The sequence below is a fragment of the Streptomyces sp. AC627_RSS907 genome, from assembly GCF_019049165.1.
This window is the reverse complement of record NZ_JAGMUE010000002.1, coordinates 37039-54166: the sequence shown is the minus strand read 5'-3', so window position 1 is coordinate 54166 and position 17128 is coordinate 37039. Positions and strand designations below refer to the sequence as shown.

Below are 17128 nucleotides of genomic sequence, written 5' to 3'. Positions count from 1 at the left end.
GTGCTCGCGGCGACCAGGGGGGCGGAGAGGGCCGAGGCGAACAGCGCCGCGGCTCTGAGCCGACGGCGGGATCGCGCGGGGGGCGGGGAAGCCGGGGGGTGGGGGGTGTGCGGCATGCCCCACGGCTATCAGCGCGCGCCTGCGCCGCGGTGACGGCGCGCGCCTGGAACACCCGATCGGGTCCCTCTTCGTGCTGCTGCCGCTCTCGGCGGGGGTGCCCGCTCAGGCGCCGGCCGGCTGCGGTCGTGCCCGGCTCACGTCGTACACCCCGGCCACGTCGCGCATCGCCCGCATGAGGGCGGGCAGCCGCGCGGCGTCCGGGAGCAGGACGGTGTAGGTGTGGCGGACCCGCTGCCGGTCGGGGGGTTCGACGGTGGCGGAGACGATCTCGGCGCCTTCGAGGGCCATGGCCTCGGTGAGATCGGCGAGGAGATGGGGACGGCCGAACGATTCGGCGAGGAGGGTGACCCGGCATTCGGGACTCTCGCCCCAGCGCACACCGACCTCGGGGCGCCCCCCGCCCTTCATGCGGGCCACCACGGGACACTCCACACGGTGCACGGTCACGACTCCCCCGCGCACGGCGAAGCCGGTGATCGTGTCGGGTGGAACGGGCGTGCAGCATCCGGCCAGCCGCACCGTCGCCCCGGGCACGTCGACGAGGACGTCGGCGGAGGCGGGCCGGGGCGCCGGCCCGTCGGACGTCGGTCGCGGGACGGGTGCGTCGGCGACGGGACCGCGCGCCGTCTCCCCCGGTTCGGCCGGCGCGGGCGTCGGACGGGCCGCGAGCCGACGCTGGATGGCGATCCGCGCGGCGGGCGTGTGGGCGTGCTCCAGCCACTCCCTGGAGGGCTCGGAGGCGGGGTCCTGCCCCATCAGGAGCTGCACGGTGTCGCCGTCCCGCAGCACCGTGCTCATGGTCGCCAGGCGTCCGTTGACCCGGGCGCCCATGGTCGCGTGCGCGTCCTCGCCGTACTGGGCGTACGCGGCGTCCACGCAGGTGGCGCCCTCGGGCAGGCCGAGGGTGCCGCCGTCGGGCCGGAAGACGGTGATCTCGCGGTCCTGGGCGAGGTCCTCGCGGAGGGTGGACCAGAAGGTGTCGGGGTCGGGGGCGCCGCGCTGCCAGTCGAGCAGCCGGGAGAGCCAGCCGGGCCGGGTCGGGTCGACGCGCTCGCCGTCGCCCGCGGTCTGCTCCTCGGACGGCGGCGCGTAGGGGTTGCCGAGCGCGACGACTCCGGCCTCGGCGACCTTGTGCATCTGGTGGGTGCGGATGAGGACTTCGACGACCTGGCCGTCCTGCGGGCGGGCCACCGCGGTGTGCAGCGACTGGTACAGGTTGAACTTCGGTACGGCGATGAAGTCCTTGAACTCGGAGACGACGGGCGTCATACAGGTGTGCAGTTCGCCCAGGACGGCGTAGCAGTCGGCGTCCTCCTGCACGAGGACCAGGAGGCGTCCGAAGTCGGCGCCGCGGAGGGGGGCGCGCTTGCGGGAGACGCGGTGCACGGAGACGAAGTGGCGGGGCCGGATGAGGACTTCGGCGGTGATGTCGGCCTCGCGGAGCACTCTGCGCACCTCGTCGGCGACCTCGGCGAGCGGGTCGTCCGTGCGGGCGGCGTTCTCGGTGACCAGCTTCCGGGTGTGCTCGTACTCCTCGGGGTGCATGACCGCGAAGACGAGGTCCTCCAGCTCGGACTTGAGCGCCTGGACGCCGAGCCGTTCGGCGAGCGGGATGAGCACGTCCCGGGTGACCTTGGCGATGCGCTCCTGTTTCTCCCGGCGCATGACGCCGAGGGTGCGCATGTTGTGGAGCCGGTCGGCGAGTTTGATCGACATCACGCGGACGTCGTTGCCGGTGGCGAGGAGCATCTTGCGGAAGGTCTCGGGCTCGGCGGCGGCGCCGTAGTCGACCTTCTCGAGTTTGGTGACGCCGTCGACGAGGTACCGCACCTCGGCACCGAACTGCTCGCCGACCTGGTCCAGCGTCACGTCCGTGTCCTCGACGGTGTCGTGGAGGAGGGAGGCCGTCAACGTGGTCGTCTCGGCGCCGAGTTCGGCGAGGATCAGGGTCACGGCGAGGGGGTGGGTGATGTACGGTTCGCCGCTCTTGCGCATCTGGCCGCGGTGCGAGGACTCGGCCAGCAGGTAGGCGCGGCGCAGCGGGTCGAGGTCGGCGTCGGGGTGATGGGCACGGTGGGCCTCGACGACGTGGCCGATGGCGTCGGGCAGCCGGCCGCGGGCGGCCGGGCCGAGCAGTGCGGCGCGGCCCAGCCGGCGCAGGTCGATCCGGGGGCGGGCCTTCCTGCGGGGCGCTGTCGGCGCGGCGGCGCCGGTGGCCGAGGGCGTCACAGGTCCCGGGTTCGCTGGATTGACGGCCTCCGCGTTCATGGGCACCTCCGGCTGCACGGACCGGCGGACGGGGTATCCCAGGGCGGACACGGCTCAGGGGATGGTGTCGGTCCCCCGTCCGGGCCGGTGCTTGATGCTATCGAGCCCATCACCTGCGGCTGACCGCCTCTCGCCGAGCGTGAAACGGATCACCCGATCGAGCGATGGACCGGGGGTTTACGTTTCGCACTGAGTGTCATGGACCGGGCTGTGGTTCAGGCGAGTACCCCTTCCAGCCATCCGGCATCGAACTCACCCTCGGCGACGATCACCGCGGGGCCGGTCATCTCGATCTCGCCGTCGGGGTGCTCGGTGATCACCAGGGTGCCGCCGGGCACGTCGACGGTGTACGTCACCGGGGTGCCGGTGACCGCGGGGTCGACACCGTCCCTGCGTGCGGTGGCGACGGCAACGGCACACGCGCCCGTGCCGCACGAGCGGGTCTCCCCGGAGCCGCGCTCGTGCACGCGCATCGCGACGTGGCGGGGGCCGCGGTCGACCACGAACTCGACGTTGACGCCGTCCGGGTAGGCGGAGGCCGGCCGGAACGGCGGCGGGGAGTACAGGTCGCCCGCGTGGCCGAGGTCGGCGACGAAGGCGACGGCGTGGGGGTTGCCCATGTTCACGTTGCGCGCGGGCCAGCTGCGCTCGCCCACGCTCACCTCGACGTCGCCTTCGGGGAGCAGCGCCCGGCCCATGCCGACGGTGACGTCGCACGCGGCAAAGTCGCCGTCGGCCTTGGCGATGTGCACGGTCTTGACGCCTCCGCGCGTGGCGACGGCGAGGTCACCCGCCGTGACGTGCCCGGCGCGCTGGAGGTAGCACGCGAAGACCCGGACGCCGTTGCCGCACATCTCCGCGACCGAGCCGTCGGCGTTGCGGTAGTCCATGAACCACTCCGCCTCGGCCGCCATGGCCCGGGCCTCGGGGTGCGCAGCGGACCGCACCACGTGCAGCAGTCCGTCGCCGCCGATGCCCGCGCGGCGGTCGCACAGGGCGGCGGCAGCGGCGGGGGGCAGGTCGAGGACGTTGTCCGGGTCCGGGACGATCACGAAGTCGTTCTCGGTGCCGTGACCCTTGAGGAAGGCGATCCGCGTGCTCATCCCTCGATCGTACGGGGTGGGTGGACGGAGCGGGCCGGCCTCCGGCGTCACCCGTACGGCCACGGACGCGCGGGGCCCCGGTCCGCGGTGGTGGCTCGCGTCAGCCCCGCAGCCGGGCCACCCGCCACACGGCCAGGACGACGACGGCGACGACCGCCAGGGCGTACGCGAGGATCATCCGCCAGTCGGCACGCCGACCCGAGCCGCGCTGCGGCAGACCCGGCCACGTGTACCCGACCCGGCGGGCGGCCATCATGCCCCAGCCGGCCGCGCAGGAGCAGATCAGCAGCCCCAGCATCGCGATCACGGCCCCGCTGTCGCCGAAGTCGAAGGCGAGCGGGAAGGCGAACATCAGGGAGCCGACCGCGGCCAGGCACACGATGGGCGCGAGCTGCCAGATGCGCAGCCGTCGCTGCGGACGCAGCTCGACCTCGACCTCGTCCCCGTACATCGCGTCGGGCTCGGGCCCGTCGGCGGCCACGCCCTCCGGCGTCTCGTCGGGGCCGTCGGGGCTCAGAGCGGCTCCGTCCGGCTGCGGTTCGCCGTCGGCGGCGGGGACGTGTTCGGTACTCGGTGCGGTGTCGCGAGGGCCGGCCTCCATCGCCACGCGCCCTCCCAACTAGGACTCACTCGGTCGATCGAAGCTCGATGATGGCACGCCGCCGAAGACCCGGATGGCGGCCGGGGCTTCCCGATGCCATCACGTGATCAGGCTGTAACCGGTCGTTCGATCAACGACAGCGCGAGCTGCGGAAGTTCCCCGCGATCCGCCGCGGCCCCACTCAACCAGTGCACCCGGGGGTCGCGCCTGAACCACGAATCCTGACGGCGCGCGAAGCGTTTGGTGGCACGGACGGTCTCGACGCGTGCCTCCTCCAGGGTGCACTCGCCGGCGAGCGCCGCGAGAACCTGCTGGTAGCCCAGTGCGCGTGACGCCGTACGCCCCTCACGCAACCCCTGCGCCTCAAGGGCGCGCACCTCGTCCACCAGGCCCCCCTCCCACATCCGGTCGACCCGGCGGGCGATGCGCTCGTCCAGCTCGGGGCGGGCCACGTCGACGCCGATCTGCACGGTGTCGTAGACGGAGTCGTGACCGGGGAGGTTGGCGGTGAAGGGCATGCCGGTGATCTCGATCACCTCCAGGGCCCGCACGATCCGGCGCCCGTTGCCGGGCAGGATGGCCCGCGCGGCCTCCGGGTCGGCCGCGGCCAGGCGGGCGTGGAGTGCCCCCGGCCCCCGCAGCGCGAGCTCCTCCTCCAGCCGGGCCCTGACGACGGGGTCGGTGCCGGGGAACTCTAGGTTGTCGACGGCCCCGCGGACGTAGAGGCCGGAGCCGCCGACCAGGATCGGCCAGCGCCCCTCGGCGAGCAGTGCGTCGATGCGCTCCCGGGCCAGACGCTGGTACTCGGCCACGGACGCCGTGACGGTCACGTCCCAGATGTCGAGCAGATGATGCGGCACGCCACCGCGTTCCTCGGTCGTCAGCTTGGCGGTACCGATGTCCATCCCGCGGTAGAGCTGCATGGAGTCGGCGTTGACGACCTCGCCGCCCAGCTGCCGGGCCAGGAAAACGCCCAGATCGGACTTTCCGGCCGCGGTGGGACCGACTACGGCGATGACGCGGGGGGCGGGGGGTGCGCTGCTCACCACACCAGTCTCGCAAACCTCTCAGCCCGCCCTCGAACGAGTTACGTGACGGCGCGACGCCGGGGTCGTTGCCCGTTGCGAGGTTCCCGCCCCGGACCGCCGGGCTCGTACCCCGGACCGCGCGAACGGACGCACCGGATGCCGCGGGATGTCGCCCGCACGAGTAACGTATGGAGTTGATATGGGCGTTTTTGCACGGCTTCTTCGGAGGTCGAAGGCCACGGAGGAGGCGCCGGCCGCCGAAACGCGGGCCGCCACCCCCGACACCCCCGAAACCGGGCGCGCGGCGGAGGACGCGACGCAGGCCGCGGAAACGGCCGACGCCGGCCCCCGGAACACGGCGCGGCCCGCAGAGCCGGACGAGGCCGACGTGGCCGACGACCCGGAAGGCGTCGGGATCCCCAAGCAGCAGTCCGCCGGGGAGGCCGTCGACAACGACTCCGACGAGGGCGCCCGCACCTGACGCCCCGCTAGGGAAGGGGAACCATGGGTCTCCTGGACAATCTGAGGGCCAAACTGGAACCGGCGAAGGGCAAGGTCTCCCACCTCGCACAGCAGCACGGGGACAAGATCGACCGAGGTCTCGACAAGGTGGCGAAGACCGTCGACGAGAGGACCAAGGGCAAGTACAGCGATCGGATCCAGACGGGCACGGGCAGGGCCAAGGACGCCATGGACCGCCTCGCCCACAAGGACACCGGTGGCACGGACGGGAGCGGAGGCCCGCCGGGCACCACGGCGGGCGGCCCCCCGCCGGCCGGGCCGCCTCCGGCCTCCTGACCCGCTCGCCCCGGGCGCACAGGCGGGTCACCGGCGCGTGGGCGGGCGGACCGGTGCGGGCCGGCTGGTCCGCACCGGTCCGCCCGCCCACGCGTCCGTCCGGCTAGGACCAGGCCGCCGCGACGTACCCCACCCCGTAGGGGGCGTCCTCGTAGAGCAGCGCACCGGTGAGGTCCGTGCCCTCGGCCGCGCCCGCCAGGACCTGCCAGGGCGCCCGGCCGGACGCCTTCAGCTCGCGGGCCAGCCCGGCGTCCAGCGCCGCGAGAGCGGCCACGTCCGCCGCCCCCAGGGCCCGTCCCGCCGCCGCGTCGAAGGGTGCCGCCCGCTCGTCCAGGTACCCCGGGGCCTTGAGCGTGCGGCACGCGCTGGCATCGCCCAGCACCAGCAGTGCGACCCGCCCGGCCCGCGCCGCCACCTCCCGCCCGACGGCGGCGCAACGCTCGGCGGGGAGGGCCTCCCCCACGCCGATGCCCTCGACCGGCGTCCCGGCCCACCCGGTCCGCCACAGCAGCCAGGCGCCCACGGCGAGCCCGTACGGCAGGCCGCGTCCGGCCGCCACGCCCCGGTCGGCACCCAGGCACACGTCCAGATCCACACCGAAGCCGCGGAAAGAACCCCGCGTGCCCTGCGGGTAGACCTCGGGCCCGGCGGAGTCCGCGGGGCCGACGACCACGAGCCGGTCGGGCCGGGCGGCGGCCAGCACGCCCAGCGCGTCCGTGCACGCGGCGCGCGCGGCGTCCAGCTCCCGTGCGGCGCCCGCGGCGACCTCCGGTACGAGCAGTGGCGGGCAGGGACAGACGGCGGCGGCGACAAGCATGTGCGGCAGCGTAGCCCCCGTACCGCCGTCCGCAGGCGGCACGCCCTGCCGTCAGTCGCAGCCGCAGCCGCTCGCCACGGCCGGCAGGGGCGCGGGAGCGCCGATCTTCGGCAGGCCCAGCATCACTCCCGCGGGCTTGGTCTGCTCGGCCGCGTTGCGCTTCTCCCAGGCGTCGCCCGCGCGCGTGCGGCGGACGTCGAGCACCGCGCCCTCGGCGAGGAGGTGGTGCGGGGCGGCGTAGGTGATCTCGACCGTCACCACGTCACCCGGGCGGACCTCCTGGTCGGGCTTGGTGAAGTGCACCAGGCGGTTGTCGGGGGCGCGGCCGGAGAGCCGGTGGGTGGTGCCGTCCTTGCGGCCCTCGCCCTCGGCGACCATCAGCTCCAGCGTGCGGCCGACCTGCTTCTTGTTCTCCTCCCAGGAGATCTCCTCCTGGAGGGCGACGAGACGCTCGTAGCGCTCCTGGACGACGGCCTTGGGGATCTGGTCGTCCATCTCGGCGGCCGGGGTGCCGGGCCGCTTCGAGTACTGGAAGGTGAAGGCCTGTGCGAACCGGGCCTCGCGCACCACGTGCAGCGTCTGCTGGAAGTCCTCCTCGGTCTCGCCGGGGAAGCCCACGATGATGTCGGTGGTGATCGCCGCGTGCGGGATGGCGGCCCGCACCTTCTCGATGATCCCCAGGTAGCGCTCCTGCCGGTACGAACGGCGCATCGCCTTGAGGACCGGGTCCGAGCCCGACTGGAGCGGCATGTGCAGCTGCGGCATCACGTTGGGCGTCTCGGCCATGGCGGCGATCACGTCGTCGGTGAAGTCGCGCGGGTGCGGGGAGGTGAAGCGGACGCGCTCCAGACCGTCGATCTTCCCGCAGGCACGCAGCAGCTTGCTGAACGCCTCGCGGTCGCCGATGTCGGAGCCGTAGGCGTTGACGTTCTGCCCGAGGAGGGTGATCTCGGAGACGCCCTCGGCGACCAGGGCCTCGACCTCCGCCAGGATGTCACCGGGCCGACGGTCCTTCTCCTTGCCGCGCAGTGCCGGGACGATGCAGAAGGTACAGGTGTTGTTGCAGCCGACGGAAATGGAGACCCAGGCCGCGTAGGCGCTCTCGCGCCGGGTGGGCAGCGTGGACGGGAACGCCTCCAGGGACTCGGCGATCTCGACCTGGGCCTCCTCCTGCACGCGGGCGCGCTCCAGCAGGACGGGCAGCTTGCCGATGTTGTGCGTGCCGAAGACGACGTCCACCCACGGGGCCCGCTTCACGATGGTGTCGCGGTCCTTCTGCGCGAGGCAGCCGCCGACGGCGATCTGCATCCCGGGTCGGCTCGCCTTCTTCGGGGCGAGGTGGCCGAGGTTGCCGTACAGCTTGTTGTCGGCGTTCTCCCGCACGGCGCAGGTGTTGAAGACGACGACGTCCGCGTCGCCGTCGGCGCCCTCGGGGGCGCGGACGTAGCCCGCGTCCTCCAGCAGCCCGGACAATCGCTCGGAGTCGTGGACGTTCATCTGGCACCCGTAGGTGCGTACTTCGTAGGTGCGCGTGCCGCCCACTGACTGGCTCCGGTCGATGCTGCTCATGGCAATAAGGGTAGGCGGTCGCCGACGATGGCCCGGGCCGCCTGTGGACAACCGGGGTCGCCGCTGGTCAGGCGACGGTCAGGGCTCGATGAGACCAGCCCTGATCGCGTACCGGGTCAGCTCCAGACGGTCGCGCACGCCCAGCTTCTGGAGGAGGTTCGCGCGGTGGCGCTCCACGGTCTTGGCGCTGATGAACAACAGCTCGCCGATCTCCTTGGAGGTGTGGCCCTCGGCGACGAGCTTGAGGATCTCCTCCTCGCGTTCGGTGATGGGCCGCTCGGGCAGGTCACCGCCCCGGTGCATGCGGTCCAGGTAGGAGCGGACCAGGGCACGCTCCGCGCCGGGGTAGATGAACGGTTCGTCGCGTACGGCCGCCCGGCACGCCTCGACCAGGTCGCGGTCGGCGACGGACTTGAGGACGTATCCGCAGGCCCCGGCCTTGAGTGCCTCGAAGAAGTACTGCTCGTTGTCGTACATGGTCAGGATGAGGATGCGCAGCTCGGGCAGGCGGCGGGAGAGTTCGCGGGCCGCCTGGAGGCCGGTCATGCGGGGCATGGCGACGTCCAGGACGGCCAGGTCGGCCTCGGTGGCCCGTGCGGCCGCCACCGCCTCGGCGCCGTCACCGGCCTCGGCGACGACCGTCAGGTCCGGCTCGCCGTCCAGGATGAGGCGCACTCCTCGGCGTACGAGGGTGTGGTCGTCGGCCAGCAGGACGCGGATCGGGGGCCGGGTGGACATCAGGCGCGGTCCCCGGCTCGGGCACCGTGGCCGTGCCCGGTCGGGGCGGGGATGTGCAGGCGTACGTCGGTGCCCCGTCCGGGGGCGGGTTCGATGTGGATCTCGGCTCCTATCAGCAGGGCCCGCTCGCGCATGCCGCGGATCCCGGCGCCCTCGGGGGCCGTGCCGAGGCCGGTGCCGTTGTCCCGGACGAGCAGTTCGACGCCGTCGGGCAGGGGGCTGAGGCTGAGTTCGGCGCGGTCGGCGGCGGAGTGGCGGGCGGTGTTGGTCAGGCCTTCCTGGGCGACCCGGTAGATCACGAGCTCCGCCTCCGGGGCAAGTGCGGGGAGGTCGCCGGGGACGTGGTGGTGGACGGTGAGCCCGTGATGCGTGAACTCGGCGGCGAGCGAGCGCAGGGCGCTGGCGAGGCCCAGTTCCTCCAGGACGCCGGGGCGCAGGCGGCGGGCGATGCGGCGGATCTCGTCCAGGCCGGCCCGGGTGGCCTCCTGCGCGAGTGACACCTCCTCGCGCAGGTCCCCCGGGACCCGGTCGGCGACCCGTTTGAGCTGGAGGAGCACGGCGGTGAAGGTCTGTCCCACCTCGTCGTGGAGCTCCCGGGCGATGCGGTGGCGTTCGCGTTCCTGCGCGTGCAGTGCGCGGCCCGCCCCGGCCGCGCGTTCGGCCTGGAGCCGGTCGAGCATCGTGTTGTACGTCGCGATCAGCTCAGCCGCCTCCGCGGGTCCCGCGACCGGCGGGCGGGCGCCCGGCACCAGCAGGTCGGCGGTGGCCATGGCGCGGCCCAGGCGGTGCAGCGGGGTGAGACCCATGCGCAGGACGATGGCGTTGCCGGCCAGTAGTACCGCGAGGCCCCCGAGCAGGATCAGCGCCTCTCCGGGCAGGACGGGGGTCGACACGGTGACCGGTCCCAGCAGCAGCGCGGTGGCCGCGACGAGACCCGCGGCGTTGAGCGAGAAGATCCGCCAGAACAGCGACACGGTTCCCTTCCCGCTCCTCCCGGCCTTCACGCGCAACACCGTCGCGACCAGCCTCGCCGCCCGCGACCGGCCGCGTATATCCGTCACGACACCCATATCGCCACCGTACGTGCGGATGACAGCATGACGAGGCCGCGCGCACGTCACCGACGTGCGGCAGGCGCAACAAGAGACGCACGACGAATGAGGGGGAAGCTCGTGTCAGCCCCACGCCTCAGGGCGACGCCGCTGCCGGGTATCGGAGTCCAGTACGACCTGGTGACCCGCGAACACCGCCATCTGTCGGTGGTGGCGCACCGCGACGGCACCCGCACGGTGAACATGTACCGGACCGACGACCCCGACTCCTGCGCCCAGTCGCTCCGGCTGGCCGGCCCGGAGGCGAGCGCGCTGATCGACGCGCTGAAGCCGTCCCACCACAGCGCGAACCTGCTCTACACCACGGATCTCGGGCTGGTCGCCGAGCGGATCGAGGTGGCCGCCACGTCCCGCTGGAACGGGCGGGTACTGGGCGACACGCGGATGCGGACCGACACCGGCGCGTCGGTGGTGGCGGTGCTGCGCCGGGCGGAGGCCGTCCCGTCGCCGGCGCCGGACTTCCGCCTGGTGGGTGGTGACACCTTGATCGTCATCGGCACCCGGGAGGGCGTCGACGCGGCCGCGGCGATACTCGGGCAGGAGTGAGCCGGTGCACTCCGCGGTTCTGCTGATCGAGTTCGGTTCCATCATCCTGGGGCTGGGGCTGCTCGGCCGGCTCGCCGGCCGCTACCGCCTCTCCCCCATCCCGCTCTACTTGCTGGCCGGTCTCGCGTTCGGTGTGGGCGGGCTGCTTCCGCTGGGTGCGAGCGAGGAGTTCGTCGCCACCGGCGCCGAGATCGGCGTCATCCTGTTGCTGTTGATGCTGGGCCTGGAGTACTCGGCCGGTGACCTGGTCACCAACCTCAAGGCCCACTATCCAGCGGGCATCGTCGACTGCGCGCTCAACGCCGTGCCGGGCGCGGTGGCCGCGTTGCTGCTGGGCTGGGGCCCGGTGGCGGCCGTCGTCCTGGCCGGCGTGACGTGGATCTCGTCGTCCGGTGTCATCGCCAAGGTGCTGGGCGATCTGGGACGGGTCGGCAACCGGGAGACCCCGGTGATCCTGAGCGTGCTGGTCCTGGAGGACCTGGCGATGGCGGTGTACCTGCCGATCGTCACGGCCCTGGTGGCCGGCGCCGGGCTGATGACCGGGAGCATCACGCTGGCGGTCGCGCTGGCCGCGGCGGGCCTGGTGCTGTTCGTGGCCGTCCGCTACGGCCGTCTCATATCGCGGTTCGTCTCCAGCGACGACCCGGAGAAGCTGCTGCTGGTGGTGCTGGGGCTGACGATCCTGGTCGCGGGCGTCGCGCAGCAGCTCCAGGTGTCGGCCGCGGTGGGGGCCTTCCTGGTGGGCATCGCGCTGTCGGGGGAGGTCGCGGAGGGGGCGCACACACTGCTGAGCCCGCTGCGGGACCTGTTCGCGGCTGTCTTCTTCGTCTTCTTCGGGCTGCACACCGATCCGGCCAGCATCCCCCCGGTCCTGCTGCCCGCGCTCGCGCTCGCCCTGCTCACCGCGGTGACGAAGATCGCCACGGGGTACTGGGCCGCCCGGCGTGCCGGGATCTCCGTCAAGGGGCGCTGGCGCGCGGGCGGCGCGCTGGTGGCGCGCGGCGAGTTCTCGATCGTCATCGCGGGCCTCGCGGTCTCGGCCGGCATCGAACCGTCCCTGGGCCCGCTCGCCACGGCCTACGTGCTCATCCTGGTCGTGCTCGGCCCCCTCACCGCCCGCTTCACCGAGCCGCTGGCGCGGCGGCTTCTCCACCGCGACACCCCCGACCGCCCCGGTGGCGTCAACGGCGACGGCCCGGGCGGGCTGGACGGCACGCCGCGGACGGCGGGCGCGGAGGCGTCGGTGGGCGACTGACCCGGAGCACGACCCCGGCACAGCGGGTGCCGGGGTGGTGCGGGAGCCGACGTCCATGTCGGCGGCACGGCGCACGCACGGCACGCGGGGCGTGCGGCGTGGGTCGTCGCCCCGCCGCCTCGGACCTCCTGCCGACCCCACGGGCCGTGGCCGCACACGGCGCGGTCACCCGTGCAGGAGCCGCCGTGCGGTTCCTCACCGCGGGCGCGGCCCGCCGCGCCCGCGCGGTGGCGCGGCAGCCCGCGTACGGATCCGTCGCCACGGCGACACCGCCAACCCGTCCCCGGCACACGGCCCGCACGGCACCCGCACGGCCCGCCCCGGGCACTCCTCCTCCGTCGCTCAGGCCCCCGGCGCCTCCTGCGGTTCCGTCGTGGCGGGCGCCCACCCCTGGCGGCGCAGTACGCCCGCCACGTCCGGCGCCTCGTAGTGGTCGCCCTTGAGGACCTTGCCGTCGGCCCTGCGGCTGACGCGGCCGTCGGGGCCCAGCTTGGTCATGTTGGAACGGTGGATCTCGGCGATCACCGCGTCGAGGTCGACGCCGTGGACGAGGGCCGTGCCGTAGGCGACGTAGACCACGTCGGCCAGTTCGTGCGCGAGCCGGTCGAGCGGGCCCGTCACCGACACCTCAGCGACCTCCGCGGCCTCCTCGGCCAGCAGCTCGCCCCTGTGCGCGGCCAGGTCGGGCGAGACCTCCGTCGGAGTGCTGCGGGCGTCCAGCCCGAAGGCGAGATGGAAGGCACGGACCAGGTCGGCGGGCGAGGTACTCATGCCGACGACTGTAGCGAGCGCCACCGACAGTGGGCCCCACGCTCCAGCGCACGGCCGTCCTGTGCGCTCCGCCCTGGTCAGCGGGGTTGCGGACTGGCAGGATCGCCCGCATGTCCGCGCTGCTCTCCCGTATCGGCGGGCGCCGGGCCGTCCAGGGGGCGGTCGCCGGCGTCGTCGCCCTCGGTCTCCTGCTGTGGTGGCTGCTGCCGCTGGGCGAGGAGCCGCCGAGCGCGACCATCACGTTCAGCACGGGCACCCGCGCGGGTGTGTACCAGAAGTACGGCGAGCTGCTGCGCACCGAGCTGCGCAAGGACATGCCGGACCTGAAGGTGCGGCTGATGACCAGCGCGGGCTCGCAGGAGAACGTCGAGCGGGTGGCGTCCGGGAAGGCCGACTTCACGATCGCCGCGGCCGACGCGGTGGAGACGTACAAGCTCGCCGGTGGGCCCGGCGCCGACGAGCTGCGCGGGGTCACCCGTCTCTACGACGACTACGTACAGCTCGTCGTGCCGAGCGACTCGGACATCCAGTCCGTCGCCGACCTGCGGGGCAAGCGGGTCGCCATCGGGCTGCCGAACTCGGGCGTACGGCTGATCGCCACCCGGCTGCTGGAAGCCGTGGGCATCGACCCGGAGAAGGACATCACCCCCCGTGCGGACGGCATCGACACCGGCCCCGCACGGCTGGGCGGCGAACTCGACGCGTTCTTCTGGTCGGGAGGGGTGCCGACGGACGGGCTCAGGAAGATCGCGGAGACCTCCGCCTTCCGGTTCGTGCCGATAGGTGAGGACCTCGTCGCCAAGCTGCACGAGTCCGGTGGCGCGACCCGCTACTACCGCACCACCAACATGGCGGAGTCGGCCTACCCCACCGTGCAGAACGGCACTGTGGTGCCCACCATGGCGGTGTCCAACCTGCTGGTGACACGCGCGGACGTGGATCCGCGCCTCACCGAGTGGCTGACCAGGACGGTGCTCGACAGCCGCGACGGCATCGGGAAACACGTCCACTCGGCGCAGCTGGTGGATCTGCGTACGGCGATCTACACCGATCCCCTGGAACTGCACGAGGGCGCCCGGCGCTACTACCGGTCGGTGAAGCCGTAGGGGCGTTCCGGTTCCTTCCGCGGTCCCGACCTGGGCACGGTGACCGTCACCTCGAGGCCGTGCGGCTCGTGGTGGCCGAAGGAGACCGAGCCGTCGCCCGCCGCGAGCAGCGCCCGGCAGATGGACAGGCCGAGGCCGGAGCCCTTGATGTTCTGGTGCCGGCCACTGCGCCAGAAACGGTCGCCCACGCGCGTGAGCTCCTCGTCGGTCAGCCCCGGGCCGTCGTCGGTGACGACGACCCTGGTGGCCTCTCCGGTGGAGTCGACCCTGACCCGGACCGTCCCGTCCGGCGGCGTGAACTTCACCGCGTTGTCGATGACCGCGTCGAGGGCGCTGGACAGGGTCACCGGATCGGCCCAGCCCGTGGTCGGCGGGCAGTCCCCCACCAGTCGTACGTCCTTGGCCTCGGCCGTCGGCGACCAGGCCGCCACCCGCTCGGTGGCCAGCGCGCCGATGTCGGTGACCTTCAGGTCCGCCTCGCTGTGCTCCGCCAGCGCCAGGTCGAGCAGGTCGTCCAGGACCCGGGCCAGGCGCTTGCCCTCGGCCTGGACGGAGGCGATCTCCTCATTGCCCTCGGGCAGTTCCAGCGCGAGCAGTTCGATGCGCAACAGCAGGGCCGAGAGGGGGTTGCGCAGCTGGTGCGAGGCATCGGCGACGAAGGCACGCTGCTGCTCCAGTACGTCCTCGACGTGGTCCGCCATCTCGTTGAACGAGCGGGCCAGGCGCCTGAGCTCCGGCGGCCCCCCGGCGGGCGCGACCCTGGACTTGAGCCGTCCGGTGGCGATGTCGTGGGTGGTGGCGTCCAGGACGCGTACCGGTCTGAGCACCCATCCCGTCAGCCGGAGGGCGGCACCGACGGCGAGCAGCATCGCGGCGATCTCGCCGGCGCCGATGAGCAGCCAGCCGCGCAGGGTGCGCGAGCGCATCGAGTCGGTGGGCGAGTCGGTGACCACGACCGCGACGACGTCCCCGTCCCGGATGACCGGTGAGGCGACCACGAGCCGGCCGTTCTCCCAGGGCCACACCTGTTGCGGATCGTGACTGCGGCGACTGAGCAGCGCCTCGTCGAAGGCGTCCCGCACCTCGCCCCTCTGGGGGAGGAACCAGGTCGTCGGCGCGTTGGCCATCGGGATGTGGTTGCGGTAGAAGACGCCCGCCCTGATGCCGTAGACCTCTTCGTAGCTGGTGAGTTCGGTCTGCAGGGTCTCCAGGCGCTCGTCGGTGGTCGTCCGGCGGGAGCCGCCGGGCGCGTCCTCGGTGACGAACTGGGCGAGCGCGGCGAAGCGCGCCGTGTCGTCTATGCGGTCGACGACGACCCCCTGCTGCTCCGCGCGGGCGACGCTCACACCGAGCGGGACACCGAGCGCGAGCAGGACGGCCGCCATCAGGACGATGAGCAGCGGGAGCAGGCGTGTGCTCACCCGGCCCCGCTACGCGCTGGGGGCGACGAGGCGGTAGCCCACGCCGCGGACGGTCTCGATGAGCGCCGGCATGCGCAGCTTGGCCCGCAGGGAGGCGACGTGCACCTCCAGCGTGCGCCCGGTCCCCTCCCAGCTGGTGCGCCAGACCTCGCTGATGATCTGCTCCCGGCGGAAGACCACCCCGGGGCGCTGCGCGAGCAGGGCGAGGAGATCGAACTCCTTGCGGGTCAGCTGGACGACCGCACCGTCCACGCTGACCTGGCGCGTCGGCAGTTCGATGCGCACCGCTCCGAGGCGCACCACGGTCTCGGTGCTTGCGGTGGTGTCCTCGTGGACGGTGCGCCGGCTGACGGCGTGGATGCGGGCGAGGAGCTCTCCGGTGTCGTACGGCTTGACCACGTAGTCGTCGGCGCCGAGGTTCAGGCCGTGGATGCGGGAGCGGACGTCGGAGCGGGCGGTGACCATGATGACCGGGGTGCTGGTGCGCTTGCGGATCTTGCCGCAGACCTCGTAGCCGTCCTGGTCGGGCAGGCCGAGGTCGAGGAGGACGACGCCGAAGCCGTCACCTTCGGGGACGAGCGCCTGGAGTGCCTCCTCGCCGCTGCGCGCGTGGGTGACGTGGAAGCCGTGCCGTGCCAGGATCGCGGACAGGGCACCGGCCACGTGGTTGTCGTCCTCGACGAGCAGCAGTCTCATCCGCGCCCCCTTCGGTTCATCGGCCGTTCGATCGGGATGGGTAGAAAGACGTGGCACGCACGCGTGCACCCTGTGCAGTGACGCCGATGGAGGGGGACGGCGTCAAGAGGGTTCCGGTGGCGGCCGCTCGAAGTTATCCGGCCGATATGAGCCCTGGTCACAAGTGCTACGACTCGTGTCCGATTGCTATCGGATCGTGATGCTCAGATTCCCCTCAGATGTAGAGACGCGGGTCGCCCGGCGTCACTACTGTCCTCCGAAACCGAGGAGGACGGAGCCCGAGAGCGATGACCGAAGTATCGGTGGCCAAGGAAGATGTGGCCGCGACCGGCGAACTGGTCGTCCTGAAGAGTGTCAACAAGCACTTCGGCGCGTTGCACGTGCTCCAGGACATCGACCTGACGATCACCCGCGGCGAGGTCGTCGTGGTCATCGGACCCTCCGGGTCCGGTAAGTCCACCCTGTGCCGCACCATCAACCGGCTGGAGACCATCGACTCCGGAACGATCACGATCGACGGCAAGCCGCTCCCCGCGGAGGGCAAGGAGCTGGCCAGGCTGCGGGCCGACGTCGGCATGGTCTTCCAGTCCTTCAACCTCTTCGCGCACAAGACCGTGCTCGAGAACGTCACCCTGGGGCAGGTCAAGGTCCGCAAGGTCGACGCCAAGAAGGCCGAGGAGAAGGCCCGCTCCCTGCTCGACCGGGTCGGCGTGGGCGCCCAGGCGGACAAGTACCCCGCGCAGCTCTCCGGCGGTCAGCAGCAGCGTGTCGCCATCGCGCGGGCGCTGGCCATGGACCCGAAGGTCATGCTCTTCGACGAGCCGACGTCGGCTCTCGACCCGGAGATGATCAACGAGGTGCTCGAGGTCATGAAGCAGCTCGCCCGTGACGGCATGACCATGGTCGTGGTCACGCACGAGATGGGCTTCGCCCGGTCGGCGGCCAACCGCGTCGTGTTCATGGCGGACGGCCGCATCGTCGAAGAGGCCGCGCCGGACCAGTTCTTCAGCAACCCGCGCAGCGACCGTGCCAAGGACTTCCTGTCGAAGATCCTTCACCACTGAGACACCCGGCGCGGCTGCGACGTCCCCGTGTCGCCCGCGCCGGCGGCCCACCCCCCGTCGGCCGCGTCCGATCGCCTGATCCTCTGATCGTCCGATCGCAGTTCGATCACAGCCA

At 72.5% G+C, this 17128-nt stretch carries 17 protein-coding genes; 6 read left to right on the top strand and 11 right to left on the bottom strand.

Going from position 1 to position 17128, the window contains the following annotated elements:
- Positions 1 to 222 precede the first annotated feature (222 nt).
- The 4 genes from KUM32_RS00415 to miaA all read right to left on the bottom strand — a co-directional run bounded on the left by KUM32_RS00415 (position 223) and on the right by miaA (position 5138).
- Positions 223 to 2388: a bifunctional (p)ppGpp synthetase/guanosine-3',5'-bis(diphosphate) 3'-pyrophosphohydrolase gene (locus KUM32_RS00415; protein ID WP_217139690.1), complete on the bottom strand. Its 2166-nt coding sequence runs from the start codon at positions 2386 to 2388 to the stop codon at positions 223 to 225.
- Between the two features lie 215 nt (positions 2389 to 2603).
- On the bottom strand, positions 2604 to 3491 hold the full coding sequence (gene dapF, locus KUM32_RS00410) for a diaminopimelate epimerase (protein WP_217139685.1): 888 nt from the start codon (positions 3489 to 3491) through the stop codon (positions 2604 to 2606).
- Positions 3492 to 3591: 100 nt separating this feature from the next.
- Positions 3592 to 4092, bottom strand: coding sequence for a hypothetical protein (locus tag KUM32_RS00405; protein WP_217139689.1), 501 nt, complete (start codon positions 4090 to 4092; stop codon positions 3592 to 3594).
- A 107-nt stretch (positions 4093 to 4199) separates the two neighbouring features.
- Complete coding sequence (gene miaA, locus KUM32_RS00400) at positions 4200 to 5138, bottom strand: tRNA (adenosine(37)-N6)-dimethylallyltransferase MiaA (protein WP_217139684.1); 939 nt, start codon at positions 5136 to 5138, stop codon at positions 4200 to 4202.
- Positions 5139 to 5319: 181 nt separating this feature from the next.
- Between miaA and KUM32_RS00395 the strand changes: the two genes are divergently transcribed.
- Together KUM32_RS00395 and KUM32_RS00390 are read left to right on the top strand one after the other, a co-directional pair.
- Entirely contained in the window at positions 5320 to 5601 is a 282-nt protein-coding gene (locus KUM32_RS00395; protein ID WP_217139683.1) for a hypothetical protein, read from the top strand.
- 23 nt (positions 5602 to 5624) lie between these two features.
- A complete protein-coding gene (locus KUM32_RS00390) occupies positions 5625 to 5918 on the top strand; it encodes an antitoxin (protein WP_217139682.1) in 294 nt (97 codons plus the stop codon).
- 103 nt (positions 5919 to 6021) lie between these two features.
- Here KUM32_RS00390 and KUM32_RS00385 read toward each other — a convergent pair whose 3' ends face one another.
- From KUM32_RS00385 to KUM32_RS00370, 4 genes are all read right to left on the bottom strand, one after another.
- Positions 6022 to 6735: a class III extradiol dioxygenase subunit B-like domain-containing protein gene (locus tag KUM32_RS00385; protein WP_217139681.1), complete on the bottom strand. Its 714-nt coding sequence runs from the start codon at positions 6733 to 6735 to the stop codon at positions 6022 to 6024.
- A gap of 51 nt (positions 6736 to 6786) precedes the next feature.
- A complete protein-coding gene (gene miaB, locus KUM32_RS00380) occupies positions 6787 to 8304 on the bottom strand; it encodes a tRNA (N6-isopentenyl adenosine(37)-C2)-methylthiotransferase MiaB (RefSeq protein WP_217139680.1) in 1518 nt (505 codons plus the stop codon).
- A 78-nt stretch (positions 8305 to 8382) separates the two neighbouring features.
- Positions 8383 to 9042 (bottom strand): response regulator transcription factor, encoded by a 660-nt coding sequence (locus KUM32_RS00375; protein ID WP_217139679.1) that lies wholly within the window; start codon positions 9040 to 9042, stop codon positions 8383 to 8385.
- Positions 9042 to 10016, bottom strand: coding sequence for a HAMP domain-containing sensor histidine kinase (locus KUM32_RS00370; RefSeq protein ID WP_217139678.1), 975 nt, complete (start codon positions 10014 to 10016; stop codon positions 9042 to 9044). Before KUM32_RS00370 ends, KUM32_RS00375 begins: the two co-directional genes overlap by 1 nt.
- A 198-nt stretch (positions 10017 to 10214) precedes the next feature.
- Between KUM32_RS00370 and KUM32_RS00365 the strand changes: the two genes are divergently transcribed.
- Complete coding sequence (locus KUM32_RS00365) at positions 10215 to 10700, top strand: TrkA C-terminal domain-containing protein (RefSeq protein ID WP_217139677.1); 486 nt, start codon at positions 10215 to 10217, stop codon at positions 10698 to 10700.
- Between the two features lie 4 nt (positions 10701 to 10704).
- A complete protein-coding gene (locus KUM32_RS00360; protein ID WP_217139676.1) occupies positions 10705 to 11955 on the top strand; it encodes a cation:proton antiporter in 1251 nt (416 codons plus the stop codon).
- 342 nt (positions 11956 to 12297) lie between these two features.
- On the opposite strand, the gene KUM32_RS00355 is transcribed toward KUM32_RS00360, so the two are convergent.
- Entirely contained in the window at positions 12298 to 12726 is a 429-nt protein-coding gene (locus tag KUM32_RS00355; RefSeq protein ID WP_217139675.1) for a MazG nucleotide pyrophosphohydrolase domain-containing protein, read from the bottom strand.
- Positions 12727 to 12836: 110 nt separating this feature from the next.
- Between KUM32_RS00355 and KUM32_RS00350 the strand changes: the two genes are divergently transcribed.
- Positions 12837 to 13832: a TAXI family TRAP transporter solute-binding subunit gene (locus tag KUM32_RS00350; RefSeq protein ID WP_217139674.1), complete on the top strand. Its 996-nt coding sequence runs from the start codon at positions 12837 to 12839 to the stop codon at positions 13830 to 13832.
- Here the strand turns inward: KUM32_RS00350 and KUM32_RS00345 are convergent.
- A complete protein-coding gene (locus tag KUM32_RS00345; RefSeq protein ID WP_217139673.1) occupies positions 13811 to 15253 on the bottom strand; it encodes a HAMP domain-containing sensor histidine kinase in 1443 nt (480 codons plus the stop codon). The two genes, KUM32_RS00350 and KUM32_RS00345, sit on opposite strands and share 22 nt — an antisense overlap.
- Before the next feature lie 9 nt (positions 15254 to 15262).
- On the bottom strand, positions 15263 to 15949 hold the full coding sequence (locus KUM32_RS00340) for a response regulator transcription factor (RefSeq protein WP_217139672.1): 687 nt from the start codon (positions 15947 to 15949) through the stop codon (positions 15263 to 15265).
- 287 nt (positions 15950 to 16236) lie between these two features.
- Here KUM32_RS00340 and KUM32_RS00335 point away from each other — a divergent pair, with 287 nt between their 5' ends.
- Complete coding sequence (locus tag KUM32_RS00335) at positions 16237 to 17013, top strand: amino acid ABC transporter ATP-binding protein (RefSeq protein ID WP_217139671.1); 777 nt, start codon at positions 16237 to 16239, stop codon at positions 17011 to 17013.
- Positions 17014 to 17128 lie beyond the last annotated feature (115 nt).